Source organism: Xanthomonas arboricola, from assembly GCF_003353015.1.
GTDB classification, from domain to species: Bacteria; Pseudomonadota; Gammaproteobacteria; order Xanthomonadales; family Xanthomonadaceae; genus Xanthomonas; species Xanthomonas arboricola_E.
In genome coordinates this window covers 478,541-497,239 of sequence record NZ_QREM01000007.1, presented here as the reverse complement: position 1 = coordinate 497,239, position 18,699 = coordinate 478,541, and the positions used below count along the sequence as shown (strand labels likewise).

The window sequence follows — 18,699 nt, the reverse complement described above, 5'->3', positions numbered from 1 at the left end:
GGATCGGCTGGCCATCGGCATCCTGACAGGCAGGCGAACTGTGGGGCGGTGCGAGGCGGCGCCTTTGCCAATCCCGACTCCCCAATCCCGGCCTCAATGCGTTAAAATGCCGCGCTTCCCCAAACTCGGGTCCGCCGATGCTCCGCATCCAGGCTGAAGCTCTCACCTACGACGACGTTTCCCTCGTCCCCGCTCATTCGATCGTCCTGCCCAAGGACGTCAGCCTGGAAACCCGGCTGACGCGCGATCTGCGCCTGAAACTGCCGATTCTCTCGGCCGCGATGGACACAGTGACCGAACACCGCCTGGCGGTGGCCATGGCCCAGCTGGGCGGCATCGGCATCATCCACAAGAACCTGACTCCTGCGCAGCAGGCCGGCGAAGTCGCCCGGGTCAAGAAGTTCGAATCCGGCGTGATCACCGAGCCGTTCACGGTGAGCCCGGACACCACCATCGGCGAGGTGCTCAAGCTGACCCGCGCGCGCAACATCTCCGGCGTGCCGGTGGTGGATGGCAGCGAACTGGTCGGCATCGTCACCAGCCGCGACATGCGCTTCGAGAAGAAGCTCGACGATCCGGTCCGCCACATCATGACCAAGAAGGATCGCCTGATCACCGTGCGCGAAGGCGCCAGTGACGAGGAAGTGCTGGAGCTGCTGCACCGCAACCGTATCGAAAAGATCCTGGTGGTCAACGACAGCTTCGAGCTGCGCGGCCTGATCACGGTCAAGGACATCCAGAAGAAGACCGACAACCCCAACGCGGCCAAGGACGGGTCCACGCGCCTGCTGGTCGGCGCGGCGGTCGGGGTGGGCGGCGATACCGAGCAGCGCATCGAACTGCTGGCTGCAGCGGGCGTGGACGTGGTGATCGTCGATACCGCACACGGCCATTCGCAGGGCGTGATCGATCGCGTGGCCTGGGTCAAGAAGGCGTATCCGCAGCTGCAGGTGATCGGCGGCAACATCGTCACCGGCGATGCCGCGCTGGCGCTGATGGACGCCGGCGCCGATGCAGTCAAGGTCGGCGTGGGTCCGGGCTCGATCTGCACCACGCGCGTGGTCGCCGGTGTCGGCGTGCCGCAGATCACCGCGGTGGACATGGTTGCCGAGGCGCTGCAGGACCGCATTCCGTTGATCGCCGATGGCGGCATCCGCTATTCCGGCGACATCGGCAAGGCACTGGTCGCCGGCGCCTCCACGGTGATGGTCGGCGGTCTGTTCGCCGGCACCGAGGAAGCCCCGGGCGAGGTCGAACTGTTCCAGGGCCGCAGCTACAAGAGCTATCGCGGCATGGGCAGCCTGGGCGCGATGGAGAAGGGGTCCAAGGACCGCTATTTCCAGGATTCCAGCGATGCCGACAAGCTGGTGCCGGAAGGCATCGAAGGGCGCGTGCCGTACCGCGGCCCGGTCGGTGGCATCGTCCATCAGCTGATCGGTGGCCTGCGCGCCACGATGGGCTACGTGGGCTGCGCGACCATCGAGGAAATGCGCACCAAGCCGAAGTTCGTCACCATCACCGGTGCCGGCCAGCGCGAGAGCCATGTCCACGACGTGCAGATCACCAAGGAACCGCCGAATTACCGCATGGGCTGATGCCCATCCGCGGGATTGGGGATTCGGGATTGGGGATTCGTAACAGCCCGCCGCATCTCCTTCGGCAGGGTGCATCGCTGCCATTCCGCTGTTGCAAATCCCCAATCCCGAATTCCCAATCCCGGCCCCAATGACCAACATCCATAGCGACAAGATCCTCATCCTCGATTTCGGCGCGCAGTACACCCAGCTGATTGCGCGGCGCATCCGCGAGATCGGGGTGTATTGCGAGATCTGGGCCTGGGATCACGACCCGTCGGAGATTGCCGGTTTCGGTGCCAAGGGCATCATCCTGTCCGGTGGTCCCGAGTCGACCACCTTGCCGGGTGCGCCGGCCGCGCCGCAGGAAGTATTCGACAGCGGCCTGCCGGTGTTCGGCATCTGCTATGGCATGCAGACGCTGGCGGCGCAGCTGGGCGGTGCCACCGAGGCGGCGGACCAGCGCGAGTTCGGCCATGCCGAAGTGGATGTGGTGGCGGCCGATGCCTTGTTCGCAGGGCTGACCGATCATGCCGGCGCCTCGCGTCTCAATGTGTGGATGAGCCACGGCGACCATGTGTCGCAGGTGCCGCCGGGCTTCACCGTCACGGCGGTAACCGACCGCATTCCGGTGGCGGCGATGTCAAACGAGGACAAGCGCTGGTACGGCGTGCAGTTCCACCCGGAAGTGACGCACACGCTGCAGGGCCAGACCTTGCTGCGCCGCTTCGTGGTCGATGTCTGCGGCTGCCAGACGCTGTGGACGGCGGCCAACATCATCGACGACCAGATCGCGCGCGTGCGTGAGCAGGTGGGCGACGACGAAGTCATTCTTGGCCTGTCCGGCGGCGTGGATTCGTCGGTGGTCGCCGCGCTGTTGCACAAGGCGATCGGCGACAAGCTGACCTGCGTGTTCGTCGATACCGGCCTGCTGCGTTGGCAGGAAGGCGACCAGGTGATGGCGATGTTCGCCGAGCACATGGGCGTCAAGGTGATCCGCGTCAATGCGGCCGACCGCTATTTCGCCAGGCTCGAAGGCGTCAGCGACCCGGAAGCCAAGCGCAAGATCATCGGCAACCTGTTCGTGGATATCTTCGACGAGGAATCCAGCAAGCTGGCCAATGCCAAGTGGCTGGCGCAGGGCACGATCTATCCGGACGTGATCGAGTCGGCCGGCAGCAAGACCGGCAAGGCGCACGTGATCAAGAGTCACCACAACGTCGGTGGCTTGCCGGAGCACATGAAGCTGGGCCTGGTCGAACCGCTGCGCGAGTTGTTCAAGGACGAAGTGCGCCGTCTTGGCGTCGAACTCGGCCTGCCGCGCACGATGGTGTATCGCCATCCGTTCCCGGGCCCCGGCCTGGGCGTGCGCATCCTGGGCGAAGTGAAGCGCGAATACGCCGAGCTGCTGGCCAAGGCCGATGCGATCTTCATCGACGAACTGCGCAAGGCCGACCTGTACGACACCACCAGCCAGGCGTTCGCGGTGTTCCTGCCGGTGAAATCGGTTGGCGTGGTCGGCGATGCACGCGCCTACGAATGGGTGATCGCGCTGCGCGCGGTGGAAACCATCGACTTCATGACCGCGCACTGGGCACACCTGCCGTACGACTTTCTCGGCACGGTGAGCAACCGCATCATCAATGAACTACGCGGCGTCTCGCGCGTGGTCTACGACATCTCCGGCAAGCCGCCTGCGACGATCGAGTGGGAGTGATTTAAGGCCCTTCGAGGACCGTCGCCAGCCATCGAAAAACCTGCGCTGCGCGCCCGGCGATCGCCGATTGCAGGTACGTGCCCCGGGGTTCGGGGCCCGAGAGAGCTGAGCTTCGGCGGCGACGTGAAGCAGGCCGTGCGGCAACGCGCCGGCTTGCTGGAAGAACGGGGCTGGCATAGCGGCACACGCAGCGCCTCGTTCTGGCCCGCAGACGCCGGGGAACGCGGCGCCATCTGGAACTTGAGCAGGTCGGCCAGGCATATGGGGCCCAAGCCGGCCTGCTGGGGCAGCGTCCGGTGTCCGGTTGTGTCCGATATCCGGTGGCAGTGCGTGGCCCGCAGCTGCCGTCGTTGCGTCGTGCCCGCCAGCGTGCAGGACGATGGCCGGCAGGCAATGGCAGTCGACGCACGCACCACATCCACGCCAGCGTGGTGAGGGGAGCGCAGCTCCCTGGACAACCGCGGCTATCGAACGTGAAAAGCTCGCTTGCGCTGTCGATAACCGTTTTTTTCAGGCATACGGTTGTCCAGGCGCCCGGTTGTCCAGACGCCGCGTTGGCGGGCCGGTCGCGGCGCAGCTGCTTTCCACCCAGTAGAACTTGGTACTTGACAGTATCCTAATTCCAGGATTAGGATACTTATCAGTATCGTAAGCGTGGGAGTCCAATGTATACGGGGCTCGTCGCATGACGAAGAGGCACTGGCCTGCGACACCTGGAGATGTCCATGAAACGACGATCCCTACTGAAGCTGGCCGCGCTTTCCACCGCTAGCCTAGCTTCGACGCTTTCCACTACCGGCTTCGCCCACGCACGGTCCGCCGCCAAACCCGGCCCCTTCATCGACAAAACGGAATCCATGACCATGAATGACGTCATCATCATCGGCGGCAGCTTCGCCGGCCTCGCGGCCGCGCTGCAGCTCGGTCGCGCCCGCCGCAAGGTCACCGTGCTCGATACCGGCCTGCGACGAAATCGCTTCGCCAGCCATTCGCATGGTGTGCTCGGCCACGATCACAAGCCGCCGCACGACATCATGGCCGAGGCCATGCAGCAACTTGCGCGCTATCCCTCGATCACGTTGGTGAGTGCCCGGGCCGACAGCATCTCCGGTGCCATCGACAACTTCTCCGTGCTGACGGCCGAGGGCGACACCCTTGGCGCGCGCCGCCTGATCCTGAGCTATGGCGTTGTCGACCAGATGCCTGACATCCCGGGCTTTGCCGAGAATTGGGGTTCCTCCATCGTGCCTTGTCCTTACTGCGATGGCTTCGAGGTCGCCGATCAGCGTTGGGGGCTGGTCTGGTCCGGCCCGCAGTCGATGAATCAGGTCAGGCTGTTCCACGATTGGACCGACAGGTTGACGGTGTTCGCCGACGGCCACGACATCGCCGCCGAGACCCGGGCCGAGCTGGCGCGCCGGCATGTCCCGCTCGTTGATGGCCGGATAACCGAAATCGCGCGTCGCGGAGGTGCCAATGCCACGATCAAGCTCGATAGCGCCCCCGATGTCGCGCTCGATATCCTGTTCGTGCATCCGCGCACCAGGCCGTCCGCAAGCCTGCATGAAGCGCTTGGCCTGGCCACGGTTGATACGCCAACCGGCATCGCCCTCAAGGTGGACGAGCGCCGCGAAACCAGTCTGCCAGGCATCTACGCCGCGGGCGATCTGGCGAACCCCGGCATGGCTTCCGTCACCACCGCGATATGGCAGGGCGCAACGGCCGGCATCTCCGCCCAGCAGTCCATGCTGGCTTGACTGCAAACCGCATGCGTTCGTCCGGGCTGGGTCGGGACGCCTTAGGCTCATCCGTCATCCGTCATCCGTCATCCGTCATCGGTCCTGGTCGGCCAGCGCCTGTGCAGAAGGTCGCGTTCTCCGGCACCGGCACCGGCTGACCCCGCACACATGGCCAGACTCGCGGGCGGGGAGCCCCGCCCAGCAGGCGACGCTGGCGTCGGGGCGCAGTGTGGAGGATGAGCATGGCGGTTGAAGCGGACAGTGCGAGCGTGCGATTGCCTCCGCCACTCGTCTATCTGGGAGCGCTGCTGTTGGGGCTGGCGGCGGAGCGGTTCATGCCCCCACGCACGTTCGGCATCGGCTGGCGGTTGCTGGTCGCGACGGGCGCGCCGCTGTGCGTGGCTGGCGCGGCAGTCATGCTGGCGGCAGCGGGGCTGTTCTGGCGGCTCGGCACCAATATTCCGCCGTCGCGGCCGACGACCCTCATCGCAACGACCGGCCTCTATCGGTGGACGCGCAATCCCATGTACCTCGGCATGGCGCTCAGCTATGCCGGCCTTGCGATCGGCTTTGACGGACCGATCGCCTTGGCCTTGCTCCCGCTGGTGCTGGTCGCGATCCAGGCGCAGGTGATCGCGCGCGAGGAGCGCTACCTCGAGGCGAAGTTCGGCGAGGAATATCGTCGCTACAAGGCAAGGGTTCGCCGCTGGCTGTGACGACACTGCGCGGCTGCCTGCGACGCTTTCCGAGGCACGCATCGGGTGCATCGCAAGGGTCGGGCGGTGATGCCCCGAAACAGACCGTGCACCGTGCTGCCTTGCAAGCTGTTTTCCGTCAGCGCAGCCTGGCCAGCGCAACACGGGCGTCGGCGATGAACTTCTGGGTTTCCTGCGGGGTGGAAAGGTTGGCGCCCAACTGGGCGAGCACCTGCTCGATGTCGCTGGAGGCATCCCAGGCTTCGTCGCAGAGCATGCCGGCGATCGGGCCGAGATAGTTCAGGGCGACCTTCTCCAACGCATCGCGGACGCGCTCGTCGGGTGCGGAGCCGCTGCCCGAGGATGCAGGTGCTGCGCTCGGTGCGGCGACTGGTATTGCAGCGGTCGGCGCCTGCGGCGGCGTAACTGGTGCGCGTGGCGGTGGCGGCGCACCACCCAGGTCCTGCTCGAAGCCGCCCATCAACCACTGCCGCGCGTCGTCGCTCAGCAGCGAGGGCTTGCCCATGCCAGCGCCGGGATCGACCTGGAAGCGGGCCTTGGCCGCATTGACCATGGTGAGGCGCTGCACCGCCTCGTCATTGCGCAACATGCGGAACACCACTTCTTCGATCTGCCCGGCGTTGAGGCGGACGATGCAGGAGTGGTTCTCCTCGGTGACGACGAACAGAAAGCCGGACGCCTTCTTCAATGCCAGCGCCTTGAGCTCGCGCAGCACGTCGATCAGCGGACGGAATTCAGTGGACATGGCGTCTTCCTTGCATCATCTGGTACGGGGTAGGTGCGCGCAGTTCAGCGCTTGCTGAGCCGCTCCATGGCCAGCCGCACGCTGTTGGACAGGCGGGAGATGGCGCGCGCCAGGGTACCAATTTCATCCTTGAGGCTGACCTCGTCGATGGTGTGGTTCCACTTGCCCAGGCTCAGCTCTTCGGCCACGGTGGTCAGGTGCTGGATCGGGCGCAGCACGCGGCTCCAGATCAACGCCCATTGCAGGCCGAGCAGCAAGATGCAGACCAGCAGGCCGATGCCGGCAATCCACAGCGACTGGCGCACGATCACGTCATTGACGTCGCTCCTGGGGTAGGCCGAAACCAGGGTGAAGCCCCAGTCCGGCACGTCCTGCTTGGTCACCACCCAGTCGTCCGGCGTGTCCTTGACGATCCGCTCGATGGTGGCGGTGTCGGTGGTGGCGCCGGTGCTGGACTGGAAGCGCAGCGTGTTCTTGCTGTCGAACACGGCGATGAAGCCGGAGTCGAGCACGCGACGGCTGCTGACCACGTTTTCCAGCGCCTGGGTGTCGGCCTTGTAGCCGACGTACCAGGCACCGATCACACGCTTGTCGTTGCCGGCGAAGATCGGCTCGTAGCCGGTGACGTACGGGTTGCCGAGGATGTCGACCACGCCGTAGAAGCTTTCGCCGTTGCGCAGCTTGGCGGCGGCCTAGCCGTCGGGATCGAGCACGGTGCCGATGGCGCGGCTGCCGTCGTCCTTCTTGACATTGGTGGAGATGCGCACGAAGTCATCGCCGGTCCGCGAGAACAGCGTGGCGGTGCCTTCGTGGATGGCGGTGACATCGTCGAGCATGTCGAAGACATTGGCCTGCGCCTTCTGGCCCAGCAGCAGGTCGTTGGCGTTGCGGTCGCCCACGCGCACTTGGCTGCCCACGCTTGCGGCGCCGTGTGCGTTGGCTTCCTTGCGCAGCTGGCGCATGGAGGAATTGACGCGGTCGAGCATCATCGCGCGGGTGACCGAGAACAAGGTCTGCAAGGACACCGACTGGCGCTCGATCGCGTCGCCGGTCTCGGACTTGACCCGGTTTGCTTCGGTAATGGCCAGGATGACCGTCAGTGCCACCACCACGACCAGCACCAAGGCCAGCACCGGCAACAGCAGGCGCACCCGCAAAGAGTGACGAAGCATCGCAATTCCCCTGAACGCGTTGAATGATTGGATCGAGTGCCGTCGCAGCCCCCCGCGGCGGTCGGACCTAGCCGTTATCGGCTATCGCACCCGATGCTGAAGCGGCCCCCATGCCGCCGGCGATGCATACGATAGCCGAAGTCGATCGCTCCGGCAGTGCGGCAGGCGCGCCATATGGCCTGAGGTTAAGCACGGGGGCGAGGACACCGCCGCCCGGTCGTCGTCGGCATGCAGCACCAGGGCGGCCGGTCGCCGGGATGTATCACTGCAGCGCGGTATCCCACAGCAGCTTCAGGTTCAAGCCGACGATCACCGCCGCAATGCCCCAGGCGATGCGCACCAGCCACGGTGGTGCCACCAGCGCGCCCATCAACGCACGGTCCGACACGAAGCGCACCAGCGGGATCACCGCAAACGGCAGCTGCATCGACAGCACCACCTGGCTCAGCACCAGCAGCCGCGCGGTACCGGCCTCGCCATACAGCCAGGTCACGATCACCACCGGCACGATGGCGATGCCGCGCGTCAGCAGACGGCGCAGCCACGGCGGCAGGCGCAGTTGCAGGAAGCCCTCCATCACGATCTGTCCGGCCAGCGTGGCGGTAACGGTGGAGTTCACGCCGGAGGCCAGCAGCGCGATCGCAAACAGCGTCGAGGCCAGGCCCACGCCCAGCATCGGCGCGAGCAGGGCGTGGGCCTGCTCGATTTCCTGCACATCGGTGCGGCCCTGCGCATGGAACACCGCCGCCGCCAGGATCAGGATCGAGGCGTTGATGAACAGCGCGAACATCAACGCCACGGTGCTGTCGGTCACCGCCCAGCGCAGCGCCGACCTGCGGCCAACATCGGTGCGCGGATACGCACGTGTCTGCACGATCGACGAATGCAGGTACAGGTTATGCGGCATCACCGTCGCACCGATGATGCCGATCGCCAGATACAGCGCATGCGGGTCGGTGACCACTTGCGCACGCGGAACAAAACCGCCCAGCACGGCGGCGATCGGTGGTGCCGCCAGCGCGATCTGGATGCCGAAGCACACGAAGATGATCAACAGCAGCGCGATCACGAACGCTTCCAGTGCGCGGAAACCGCGGTTCATCAGCAACAGCACCAGCACCACGTCCACCGCGGTGATGATGGCGCCCATGGTCAGCGGAATGCCGAACAACAGCTTCAACGCAATCGCGGTGCCGATCACTTCGGCCAGGTCGCAGGCAATCATCGCCAGTTCGCAGATGCCCCACAGCGCCAGGTTCACCCCGCGCGGGTACCGCGCCCGGCAGGCCTGTGCCAGATCCAGCCCGGTGGCGATGCCCAGCCGTGCCGACAGGCCCTGCAGCACGATCGCCATCAGGTTGGACAGCAGGATCACCGACAGCAGCAGATAGCCGAACTGCGAGCCGCCAGCCAGGTCGGTGGCCCAGTTGCCCGGGTCCATGTACCCGACCGACACCATGTAGCCGGGCCCCAGGAACGCCAGCAGCCGGAACCACCAGTGTCCGCCTCCGGGCACGGCGACGCTGGCGTGGTGATCGCCCAGCCCGCCATTGACCACTGCCGGCGAGGGGAGGGGCAGGGCTGCGTTGGGACGGAGATTGGCGGACATGCAGGGCAGGCTGGCGGAGAGTGTGCCGATGATATAGCAACTGCTATGCTGTTGAGCATTGGCAATTTAAATCGTCATGATCGGCTGAGTGCTTCACACTACGCATCCCGGCACTGGCGCCGGACGTGATGACGGGGATGAGGGTGGGCAAGAGCGAAAAGCTGGAAGCAGCCGCGCCGGCGCTGATCGACGCGCAGGTGCACATGGAGAGCTTCCGTCAGGTGCGCGAGGCACGCCGCGCCGAGCTGGTCGAGGACTACGTGGAACTGATCTCCGATCTGCTGGTCGACGGCGGCGAGGCGCGCCAGGTCGATATCGCCGCGCGCCTGGGCGTGGCACAGCCGACCGTGGCCAAGATGCTCAAGCGGCTGGTGCGCGATGGCTGGGTGGTGCAGCGCCCGTACCGCGGGGTGTTCCTGACCCCGGCCGGCGAGGCGCTGGCCGCGTCCAGCCGGCAGCGCCATCAGATCGTCGAACGCTTCCTGCTCGCGCTGGGCATCGACGAGGCCACCGCGCGCCGCGACGCCGAAGGCATCGAGCACCATGTCAGCGAGGCCACCGTGGCGGCGTTCGCCGCCTTCCTGGTTCGCCAGGGCGGCAGCGCCGCGTGAGCATGCAGGTGGAGACGGCGGTCGATGCGGCGCAGGCGCTTGTCGACCAACAGTGGATGCAGCGCGCGCTGCACCTGGCCGAGCGCGCCGAACGTGACTTTGACGAGATCCCGGTCGGCGCGCTGCTGATCGATGCGCAGGGCAATGTGCTGGGCGAAGGCTGGAACTTCAACATCGCCAGTCACGATCCCAGCGCGCATGCCGAGATCATGGCCATGCGCGAAGGCGGCCGCCGGCTGGCCAACCACCGGCTGGTCGGCTGCACGCTGTATGTCACGCTGGAGCCGTGCGCGATGTGCGCAATGGCGATGATCCATGCGCGTATCGCACGGGTGGTGTTTGCCGCCAGCGACCCCAAGACCGGCGCCTGCGGCAGCGTGTTCGACCTGCTCGCCGATCCGCGCCACAACCACCGCGTGCAGGTCAGCGGTGGCGTCCTGGCCGCCGAGGCGGGTCTGCGGCTGACCAATTACTTCAGGGCCAAGCGTGGCAAGCCGCCCCTCGCGCCCTGAGCGGCGCGGCCGCGGTATGATGCGCGCCCTTCAGCATCTGGCCGGCGACGGCCCTCCACAGGACGGCGACATGGCAGACACCCTTGCAGGCAACGACCGACTGATCTGGATCGATCTGGAAATGACCGGCCTGGATACCGATCGCGATTCCATCATCGAGATCGCCACCATCGTGACCGATGCGCAGTTGAACGTGCTTGCCGAAGGGCCGGAACTGGCCATCGCCCATCCGCTGGCAACGCTGGAAGCCATGGACGAATGGAACCGCAACCAGCACCGCCGTTCGGGCCTGTGGCAGCGCGTGCTCGACAGCCAGGTCACCCATGCCCAGGCCGAAGCGCAGACGGTGGCCTTCCTGAGCGAGTGGATCCGCGCCGGCGCCTCGCCGATGTGCGGCAACTCGATCTGCCAGGACCGCCGTTTCCTGCACCGCCAGATGTCGCGCCTGGAGCGCTACTTCCATTACCGCAACCTGGACGTGTCCACCATCAAGGAGCTGGCACGGCGTTGGGCGCCGACGGTGGCCAATGGTTTTGCCAAGAGCTCGGCCCACACCGCGTTGAGCGATGTGCGCGATTCGATCGACGAGCTGCGCCACTACCGCCAGTTCATGGGCGCGCTGGGCGGCGATTTGCAGGCCGGCGCGCAGGGCTGAGCGCTGGCCGCGGTGGTGTTGCACGCGGTGGGCGTGTTGACGGAGTCCGGTTGCCAACCGCGCGCGGCGTGCGCCGCGTAGCGTTCACCGCCGACCGCATCGCCAGACGCACGCGGTGCCAGCGCATCCAGTAAAAAGGCCGCATCCTTCGATGCGGCCTTTTGCTTTTGCATCACGCCATCCAGCGCATCAGCGCGCCAGCGACGGTCCCTTGCTCAGATCGCCATCGTCGGCGATGCCCTTCAGCAACAGATCGGAGATCGGCTTGCCGTCGGCATCGTGGTGATACACGTGCAGGTCGCGCTGCGGATACGGGATATTGAGCCCGTTCTCCAGCAGCTGGTTGCGGATCTGTTCCAGCGTGGTGCTCTTGGCCGCGCCGAAATTGCCGTTGGTCGCATAGGCGAACAACATCAGGTCCACCGTGCTTTCGCCCAGATTGGTGACCTGCACGAACGGTGCCGGCGACTCCAGGAGGTTCGGGTTGTCCCTGGCAATCTGCAGCAACAGCTGCTGGGCCTTCTTCAGATCGTCGCCGTAGCCCACGCCCACCGTCACTTCCAGGCGCCGGTTGGGCAGGGTGCTGTAGTTGACGATCGGCGAGGTGGTGATGGTGCTGTTGGGCAGGGTGATCATGCGCTCGTCGAACGAGCGGATCCGGGTCTGGAAGATCCGGATCTCGTCGACGATGCCTTCCTGCCCGGCAATCACCACGTGGTCGCCATCGCGCATCGGCCGCAGCACGATCAGCATCACGCCTGCAGCGATGTTGGACAGCGAATCCTTCAACGCCAGGCCAACCGCCAGGCCGGCCGCGCCCAGCACCGCGATCAGCGAGGTCGGCGGCACGCCGATCTTGCTCAACGCAGTGACGAAGACCAGCACCAGCAACAACGCATACAGCACGTTGCGCAGGAAGTTGGTCAGCGTGATCTCCACGCGCGCGCGGGTCAGCGCACGGTGCAGCCACTGGCTGAGCTGCTTGGCCAGCCACATGCCGACCACCACGATCAACAGGGCCAGCCCCCAGTTGAGCACGTACTGCGCCCACGGGATGGTGGCCCAATCGAATGCCCGCTCCGGGGCCGTTGCCGGTTTGGCGGCAGCCGCTCCCGCGGCTCCCGCCGGCCTGGCGGCGACTGCTGCTGCAGTCGCCAGTACCGCGCCCAGCAGTCCCATCAGCTCTCGCTCTTCAACTTGGCCAGACGCAGCCAGGTATCGACCACGGTGTCAGGATTCAGCGACACCGACTCGATGCCTTCCTGCATCAGCCACTCGGCCAGTTCCGGGTGATCCGACGGCCCCTGGCCGCAGATGCCGACGTACTTGCCCTTGGCGCGCGCCGACTTGATCGCCATCGACAGCAGCTTCTTGACCGCCGGATTCCGCTCGTCGAACAGGTGCGCCACGATCGACGAATCGCGGTCCAGGCCCAGGGTGAGCTGGGTCAGGTCGTTGGAGCCGATCGAGAAACCGTCGAAGATTTCGAGGAATTCGTCGGCCAGCAACGCGTTGGACGGCAGCTCGCACATCATGATGATCTTCAGGCCGTTCTCGCCCTGCTTGAGCCCGTTCTGTTCCAGCACCTCGATCACCTTGCGGCCTTCTTCCAGCGTGCGCACGAACGGGATCATCACCCAGAGGTTGTCCAGGCCCATCTCGTTGCGCACCTTCAGCACCGCCTTGCATTCCAGCGCGAAGGCCTTGGTGAAGGACGGATCGACGTAACGGCTGGCGCCGCGGAAGCCGATCATCGGATTCTCTTCGTGCGGTTCGTAGCGCGAGCCGCCGATCAGGTTGGCGTACTCGTTGGACTTGAAGTCCGACAGGCGCACGATCACCGTGTTGGGCGCCACCGAGGCGGTCAACGTCGCGATGCCCTCGGCCAGGCGGTTGACGTAGAAGCTGACCGGATCGCCGTAGCCGGCGGTCTTGGCGTCGATCTTCTTGCGGACGTCGGCGTCCTGCTTGTCGTATTCCAGCAGCGCATTCGGGTGGATGCCGATATGCGCGGCGATGATCATTTCCAGGCGCGCCAGGCCGATGCCGGCGTTGGGAAGCTGGCCGAAGTCGAACGCGCGCTCCGGGTTGGCCACGTTCATCATGATCTTGAGCGGGGCAGGCGGCATGTTGCCCAGGTCGGTGGTGGTGCGCTCGAACGGCAGCAGGCCGTCGTAGATGAAGCCGGTATCGCCTTCGGCGCAGCTGACCGTCACTTCCTGGCCGTCGCTGATCACGTCGGTGGCGTTGCCCGAGCCGACCACGGCCGGCACACCGAGCTCGCGCGCGATGATCGCCGCGTGGCAGGTACGGCCGCCACGGTTGGTGACGATCGCCGAGGCACGCTTCATCACCGGCTCCCAATCCGGATCGGTCATGTCGGCGATCAACACGTCGCCGGCCTGCACGCGATTCATGTCGTCCAGCGAGCGCACCACGCGGGCCACGCCGCTGCCGATCTTGGCGCCCACCGCACGGCCTTCGACCAGGACCTTGGCGTCCTTGGCTTCCAGCGAGAAGCGCTCGATCTGGGTGGCATGGCTGCGCGATTTCACGGTCTCCGGGCGCGCCTGCACGATGAACAACTTGCCGCTGACACCGTCCTTGGCCCACTCGATATCCATCGGGCGGCCATAATGCTTTTCGATCACCAGCGCCTGCTTTGAGAGCTCCTGCACGTCTTCGTCGCTGATCGAGAAGGTGCTGCGCAGTTCCACTGGCGTGTCTTCGGTGCGCACACGTTCGCCGGGCACGTCCGAATAGACCATGCGGACCGCCTTGCTGCCGAGCGAGCGGCGCAGGATCGCCGGCTTGCCCGCGGTCAGCGTGGGTTTGTAGACATAGAACTCGTCCGGGTTGACCGCGCCCTGCACGACCATCTCGCCCAGGCCGAAGCTGGAGGTGACGAACACCACGTCGCGGAAACCCGATTCGGTGTCCAGCGTGAACAGCACGCCGGCCGCACCCACGCCCGAGCGCACCATCAACTGCACGCCGGCCGACAGGAACACGTCTTCGTGCTTGAAGCCATGATGCACGCGATAGGCGATCGCGCGATCGTTGTAGAGGCTTGCGAACACTTCCTTGACCTTGTGCACCACATCGTCGGCGCCGGTGACATTGAGGAAGGTTTCCTGCTGACCGGCGAACGAGGCATCGGGCAGGTCTTCGGCGGTGGCCGACGAACGCACCGCCACGGCCACTTCGCCACCGCCGTTTTCCGCGCACAGCTGTGCATAGGCGGTACGGATATCGCGGTCCAGTTCCGGTTGCAGCGGCGCATCGATCACCCAGCCGCGGATTTCCTTGCCGGCAACGGTGAGGGCAGACACGTCTTCAACATCCAGCGTTGCCAGCTTGTCGAAGATGCGCTTGGACAGATCGTTATGCGCGATGAAGTCCTTGAACGCCTCGGCAGTGGTCGCATATCCACCGGGAACCGAAACGCCAAGCCCGGCCAGGTTGCCGATCATCTCGCCGAGCGAGGAATTCTTACCACCTACGCGGGCCAGGTCGGCCAGGCGTAGCTCATGCAACCACAGGATATTCTCGTTCAAGCGCGATGCTCCGTATGGCCATCGCCCGAGCGGGCTGGATGGCCGCGTCCGTAGGAAGAAGCCGCTATGATGCAGTGCACAGCGGAATCTGCACAAGCATGAACCCGTAAGTTTTGGACACCAGTTCAAAGAGGTGGTCTTGATGTCAACAATTCGGCCGGTGTTCTACGTCTCCGATGGAACCGGTATCACCGCTGAAACGATTGGGCATAGCCTGCTCACGCAGTTCAGCGGATTCAACTTCGTCACCGACCGCATGTCGTTCATTGATGATGCAGAAAAAGCGCGTGATGCGGCCTTGCGCGTGCGCGCGGCAGGCGAGCGGTACCAGGTGCGCCCGGTGGTGGTCAATTCCTGCGTCGACCCCCAGCTGAGCATGATCCTTGCCGAAAGCGGCGCCCTGATGCTGGACGTATTCGCGCCCTTCATCGAACCGCTGGAGCGCGAGCTCAATGCGCCGCGGCATTCGCGGGTGGGGCGTGCGCACGGCATGGTGGATTTCGAGACCTATCACCGCCGCATCAACGCGATGAACTTTGCACTGAGCCACGACGACGGCATCGCCCTCAATTACGACGAGGCCGACGTGATCCTGGTGGCGGTGTCGCGTGCCGGCAAGACGCCGACCTGCATCTACCTGGCATTGCATTACGGCATCCGCGCCGCCAACTACCCGTTGACCGAGGAAGATCTGGAGAGCGAGCGCCTGCCGCCGCGCCTGCGCAACTACCGCAGCAAGCTGTTCGGCCTGACCATCGACCCGGAGCGGCTGCAGCAGATCCGCCAGGAGCGGCGCGCCAATTCGCGCTACAGCGCGGCGGAGACCTGCCGGCGCGAGGTGGCCACCGCCGAGCGCATGTTCCAGATGGAGCGCATCCCGACGCTGAGCACCACCAATACCTCGATCGAGGAGATTTCCAGCAAGGTGCTGTCCACGCTGGGGCTGCAGCGCGAGATGTTTTGAGGCGGGGATTGGTGTGGCGGGATTCGGGATGGGGAAGGCGCGTTGCATCTTCACAACCCGGTCCTGCCGCGACGTATTACGGTCTGTTGGCAAGCGTCAAGGAAACACAGCGGGCGGGGCAGTGCTCCGCCAAGGTAGGCCTGCCGGTGGCCGGTCGTCAATGCTGCCCGTACGGCAGCGCAGCGTGTAGGATCGGTCCATGGCGCAAGCACTGAGTAAACTCGAACGCATCCCCAAGTTGAGCCGGTTCGGCTGGCTGATGGGCTTGTACGCAGAAAACTTCCAGCACCTGACCAGGTTGTTCGCACCGGCCGACCTCGCTCCGGGCTCCTACGTGTCGTCGATCGGCGATGGCCTGGACCTGCGTCTGGACGTGATCGAATGCCATCGCTACACGGTCGAGCTGCGACTGACCTACGACCTGTGCGACCCGGTGACGGGCGAGCCGGACCCGTCGGCCTATGTGCGGCTGTACCGCGATGCCCGCCAGGCCGAGACCACCCATTGCTACGTCGGCCGCCGCTGGCAGGACGTAATGGGCATGTTCCCGCCGCCGGCCGAGTTGATCAGCCACCGCATGCGCATGAACACCTTCCTGGGCAAGTGGCTGGACTATCTGGCCGAGCGCGGCCATGGCGTGGCCACCTTGCGCCTGGATACCGACTACGTCGCGCCACCGCGCCCCGGCGCGCAGGCCGCGGTCGGCTGAGTCCGCGCCACGCCGCTTGCGCGGCATCGGTCATACTGGTGCGCTCGCTGTCAGATCGCCGCCCCATGCCCTATACCCCCATCGTCGCCACGCTCGGTTACCTGCTGTCGCCCGACGGCACCCAGGTCCTGATGATCCATCGCAACGCCCGCCCCGGCGATCAGCACCTGGGCAAGTACAACGGGCTCGGCGGCAAGGTGGAGCCGGATGAGGACGTGTTGGCCGGCATGCGCCGCGAGATCCGCGAAGAGGCCGGTGTGGAGTGCGGCGACATGCAACTGCGCGGCACCATCAGCTGGCCGGGCTTCGGCAAGCACGGCGAGGACTGGCTGGGCTTCGTGTTCCTGATCCGCAGCTTCGAAGGCCAGCCGCAAGCCTCCAACCCGGAAGGCACGCTGGAATGGGTGGCGATCGACCGCATGGACCGGGTGCCGATGTGGGAGGGCGACCGCCATTTCCTGCCGCTGGTGTTCGATGGCGACCCGCGCCCGTTTCATGGCGTGATGCCGTATCGCGACGGGCGCATGCAGGCATGGACGTATTCGCGCGTCTGAGCGGCGATCGAGCAGGCCGTAGCCGCGTCAGGCGAGCGCGGCCGTGCTGTCCGGCGGACACTCGCCGGTGTCCCGCAATACCTGCGGGCTGCTTCTTGCTGCTTCGTTAGCGCGTACGCCGGTCCAGCGACGGCACGCGATGCAGGACGCTAGCGCAAGCGCGGGCCTGCGCTGCACGATGTGGCGGTACGCCAGCGGCATTGCGCTTGCACGCACTTCTCCACACCCGCTGTGGATGAATCCTGCGCAAGTCTGTGGACAACTCTGCGCGCGCCTTACGCCGCAGGGCGCGCGCGATGGCTGGTGAAATTTTCGCCAGCCGCGCTCACTGCGCCGTCCAGCCGCCATCGATGGCGATCGCCTGCCCGCTGATGTTGCGCGCGGCATGCGACATCAGGAATGCGATGGTGCCGGCGATTTCGTCGTAGTCGATAAAGGCGCCCTTGGGCATCGGCTTGAGCATCACATCGCGGATCACCGCGTCTTCGGCGATGCCGCGCGTGCGCGCCTGGTCGGCGATCTGACGCTCCACCAGCGGGGTGCGCACATAGCTCGGGCACAGCGTGTTGACGGTGATGTCGCAGTCGGCGGTTTCCAGGGCGATGACCTTGGCCAGGCCGACCAGGCCGTGCTTGGCGGCGACATACGCACTCTTGTAAGGGCTGGCGACCAGCGAGTGGATGCTGCCGATGTTGACGATGCGCCCATAGCCGGCCGCGCGCATGCCGGGCAGGACCGCGCGGCCGAGCCGGGCGGCGCCGGTCAGCATCACATCCACCAGCAAGGCCCAGCGCTGCATCGGGAAGTCTTCCAGCGCCGATACCTGCTGCAGCCCGGCGTTGTTGACCAGCACCTGCGGCGCACGCGTTGCGCCCGCCAGTGCCTGCGCGATGCCGTGCTCGTCGGTGACGTCCAGCGCCAGCGCTTCGGCCGAGCCGCCGCTCTGACGCAGGCCCTGCGCCGTACGTTCGGCCGCCGCCAGGTCCATGTCGCTGACGATCAGATGGTGGCCGGCGGCGGCCAGCTCGGTAGCGATGCCGGCGCCGATGCCACTGCCTGCGCCGGTGATCAGGATGCTGCGCTTCATGCCGTCCCCTCGTCATCGATCGTGCCCGGCCGAAGCGGCCATGCTGATCGCCAGCCTAGCCGATCGCGCGAAACGGTCGCCTGCATGGCGTACGCGCGTTACCCTTTGCGCCTTGCACTTCTCAGGTTCCGCATGAAACGCCATTTCTCGATGCTGCGCGATTTCCAACTGGCGGACTGGTTCACCCTGGCCAACGCCTTCTGCGGTACCGGCGCGGTGTTCGCGTCGATGCGCTTCCTGCAGGAAGGCCACCGCGGCGACCTGCTGCTGGGCATGGCGCTGATCCCGCTGGCGTTCGTGTTCGATGCGCTGGACGGGCACGTGGCGCGCTGGCGCAAGGCGTCCTCGACCCTGGGCCGCGAGCTGGATTCACTGGCCGACGTGATCTCGTTCGGGGTGGCGCCGGCGGCATTGGGCTATGCCTGCGGCATGCGCGGCGGCTGGGACTGGCTGGTGCTGAGCTATTTCGTCTGCTGCGGCGTGAGCCGCCTGGCGCGCTACAACGTGACCGCCGAAGAGATCGCCGGCGAGTCCGACAAGGTGCCGTACTTCGAAGGCACCCCGATTCCCACCAGCCTGCTGCTGGTGATCCTGCTGGCGGTGGCCGCCAGCAGCGGCCATATCGGCCAGAGCTTGTGGTGGGGCCAGTGGCAGCTCGGGCCGTGGCAGTTCCACCCGCTGGTGCTGCTGTTTGCGGTGTCCGGCTCGCTGATGATCAGCAAGACGCTGCGGATCCCCAAACCCTGACCGGCACAGCCGGGCGCACGCGGTAGGATGG

16 protein-coding genes and 1 pseudogene are annotated in these 18,699 nt (G+C 65.8%); 11 read left to right on the top strand and 6 right to left on the bottom strand.

Features of this window, described 5'->3' with window-relative positions; translation table 11 throughout:
- Positions 1 to 137: 137 nt before the first annotated feature.
- From guaB to C0541_RS05590, 4 genes are all read left to right on the top strand, one after another.
- On the top strand, positions 138 to 1,595 hold the full coding sequence (gene guaB, locus C0541_RS05605; RefSeq protein ID WP_016903541.1) for an IMP dehydrogenase: 1,458 nt from the start codon (positions 138 to 140) through the stop codon (positions 1,593 to 1,595).
- A gap of 130 nt (positions 1,596 to 1,725) precedes the next feature.
- Positions 1,726 to 3,291, top strand: a complete 1,566-nt coding sequence (gene guaA / locus C0541_RS05600) for a glutamine-hydrolyzing GMP synthase (protein ID WP_115046499.1) — start codon at positions 1,726 to 1,728, stop codon at positions 3,289 to 3,291.
- 725 nt (positions 3,292 to 4,016) lie between these two features.
- On the top strand, positions 4,017 to 5,048 hold the full coding sequence (locus C0541_RS05595) for an NAD(P)/FAD-dependent oxidoreductase (protein ID WP_115047312.1): 1,032 nt from the start codon (positions 4,017 to 4,019) through the stop codon (positions 5,046 to 5,048).
- A gap of 224 nt (positions 5,049 to 5,272) precedes the next feature.
- Positions 5,273 to 5,746 (top strand): methyltransferase family protein, encoded by a 474-nt coding sequence (locus C0541_RS05590; protein ID WP_115047310.1) that lies wholly within the window; start codon positions 5,273 to 5,275, stop codon positions 5,744 to 5,746.
- 118 nt (positions 5,747 to 5,864) lie between these two features.
- Here C0541_RS05590 and C0541_RS05585 read toward each other — a convergent pair whose 3' ends face one another.
- The 3 genes and pseudogenes from C0541_RS05585 to C0541_RS05575 all read right to left on the bottom strand — a co-directional run bounded on the left by C0541_RS05585 (position 5,865) and on the right by C0541_RS05575 (position 9,272).
- Entirely contained in the window at positions 5,865 to 6,491 is a 627-nt protein-coding gene (locus C0541_RS05585; protein ID WP_115046498.1) for a hypothetical protein, read from the bottom strand.
- A 44-nt stretch (positions 6,492 to 6,535) separates the two neighbouring features.
- Positions 6,536 to 7,663: pseudogene (locus C0541_RS05580) on the bottom strand (Cache 3/Cache 2 fusion domain-containing protein).
- 262 nt (positions 7,664 to 7,925) lie between these two features.
- Positions 7,926 to 9,272 (bottom strand): Nramp family divalent metal transporter, encoded by a 1,347-nt coding sequence (locus tag C0541_RS05575; protein ID WP_115046497.1) that lies wholly within the window; start codon positions 9,270 to 9,272, stop codon positions 7,926 to 7,928.
- A gap of 143 nt (positions 9,273 to 9,415) precedes the next feature.
- On the opposite strand from C0541_RS05575, the gene mntR reads away from it, so the two are divergent.
- The 3 genes from mntR to orn all read left to right on the top strand — a co-directional run bounded on the left by mntR (position 9,416) and on the right by orn (position 11,050).
- Positions 9,416 to 9,883 (top strand): manganese-binding transcriptional regulator MntR, encoded by a 468-nt coding sequence (gene mntR / locus C0541_RS05570; protein WP_115047308.1) that lies wholly within the window; start codon positions 9,416 to 9,418, stop codon positions 9,881 to 9,883.
- Positions 9,884 to 9,885: 2 nt separating this feature from the next.
- Positions 9,886 to 10,395: a tRNA adenosine(34) deaminase TadA gene (gene tadA / locus C0541_RS05565; protein ID WP_115046496.1), complete on the top strand. Its 510-nt coding sequence runs from the start codon at positions 9,886 to 9,888 to the stop codon at positions 10,393 to 10,395.
- Between the two features lie 70 nt (positions 10,396 to 10,465).
- A complete protein-coding gene (orn, locus tag C0541_RS05560; protein WP_115047307.1) occupies positions 10,466 to 11,050 on the top strand; it encodes an oligoribonuclease in 585 nt (194 codons plus the stop codon).
- Positions 11,051 to 11,239: 189 nt separating this feature from the next.
- Here orn and C0541_RS05550 read toward each other — a convergent pair whose 3' ends face one another.
- Together C0541_RS05550 and ppsA are read right to left on the bottom strand one after the other, a co-directional pair.
- Entirely contained in the window at positions 11,240 to 12,229 is a 990-nt protein-coding gene (locus tag C0541_RS05550; RefSeq protein WP_115046494.1) for a mechanosensitive ion channel family protein, read from the bottom strand.
- Positions 12,229 to 14,607 (bottom strand): phosphoenolpyruvate synthase, encoded by a 2,379-nt coding sequence (gene ppsA, locus C0541_RS05545; protein ID WP_115046493.1) that lies wholly within the window; start codon positions 14,605 to 14,607, stop codon positions 12,229 to 12,231. Before ppsA ends, C0541_RS05550 begins: the two co-directional genes overlap by 1 nt.
- Before the next feature lie 142 nt (positions 14,608 to 14,749).
- Here ppsA and ppsR point away from each other — a divergent pair, with 142 nt between their 5' ends.
- The 3 genes from ppsR to C0541_RS05530 all read left to right on the top strand — a co-directional run bounded on the left by ppsR (position 14,750) and on the right by C0541_RS05530 (position 16,834).
- The gene (ppsR, locus tag C0541_RS05540) at positions 14,750 to 15,571 is read left to right on the top strand and encodes a posphoenolpyruvate synthetase regulatory kinase/phosphorylase PpsR (protein ID WP_115046492.1); all 822 of its coding nucleotides are present in this window, start codon (positions 14,750 to 14,752) and stop codon (positions 15,569 to 15,571) included.
- A gap of 199 nt (positions 15,572 to 15,770) precedes the next feature.
- Positions 15,771 to 16,280, top strand: a complete 510-nt coding sequence (locus C0541_RS05535) for a DUF1249 domain-containing protein (protein ID WP_115046491.1) — start codon at positions 15,771 to 15,773, stop codon at positions 16,278 to 16,280.
- Between the two features lie 65 nt (positions 16,281 to 16,345).
- Positions 16,346 to 16,834, top strand: a complete 489-nt coding sequence (locus tag C0541_RS05530; RefSeq protein WP_115046488.1) for an NUDIX hydrolase — start codon at positions 16,346 to 16,348, stop codon at positions 16,832 to 16,834.
- Positions 16,835 to 17,159: 325 nt separating this feature from the next.
- Here the strand turns inward: C0541_RS05530 and C0541_RS05525 are convergent, their stop codons facing one another.
- Complete coding sequence (locus C0541_RS05525; RefSeq protein ID WP_115046486.1) at positions 17,160 to 17,921, bottom strand: 3-hydroxybutyrate dehydrogenase; 762 nt, start codon at positions 17,919 to 17,921, stop codon at positions 17,160 to 17,162.
- Between the two features lie 84 nt (positions 17,922 to 18,005).
- Between C0541_RS05525 and C0541_RS05520 the strand changes: the two genes are divergently transcribed.
- Positions 18,006 to 18,668: a CDP-alcohol phosphatidyltransferase family protein gene (locus C0541_RS05520; RefSeq protein ID WP_193725868.1), complete on the top strand. Its 663-nt coding sequence runs from the start codon at positions 18,006 to 18,008 to the stop codon at positions 18,666 to 18,668.
- Positions 18,669 to 18,699: the final 31 nt, after the last annotated feature.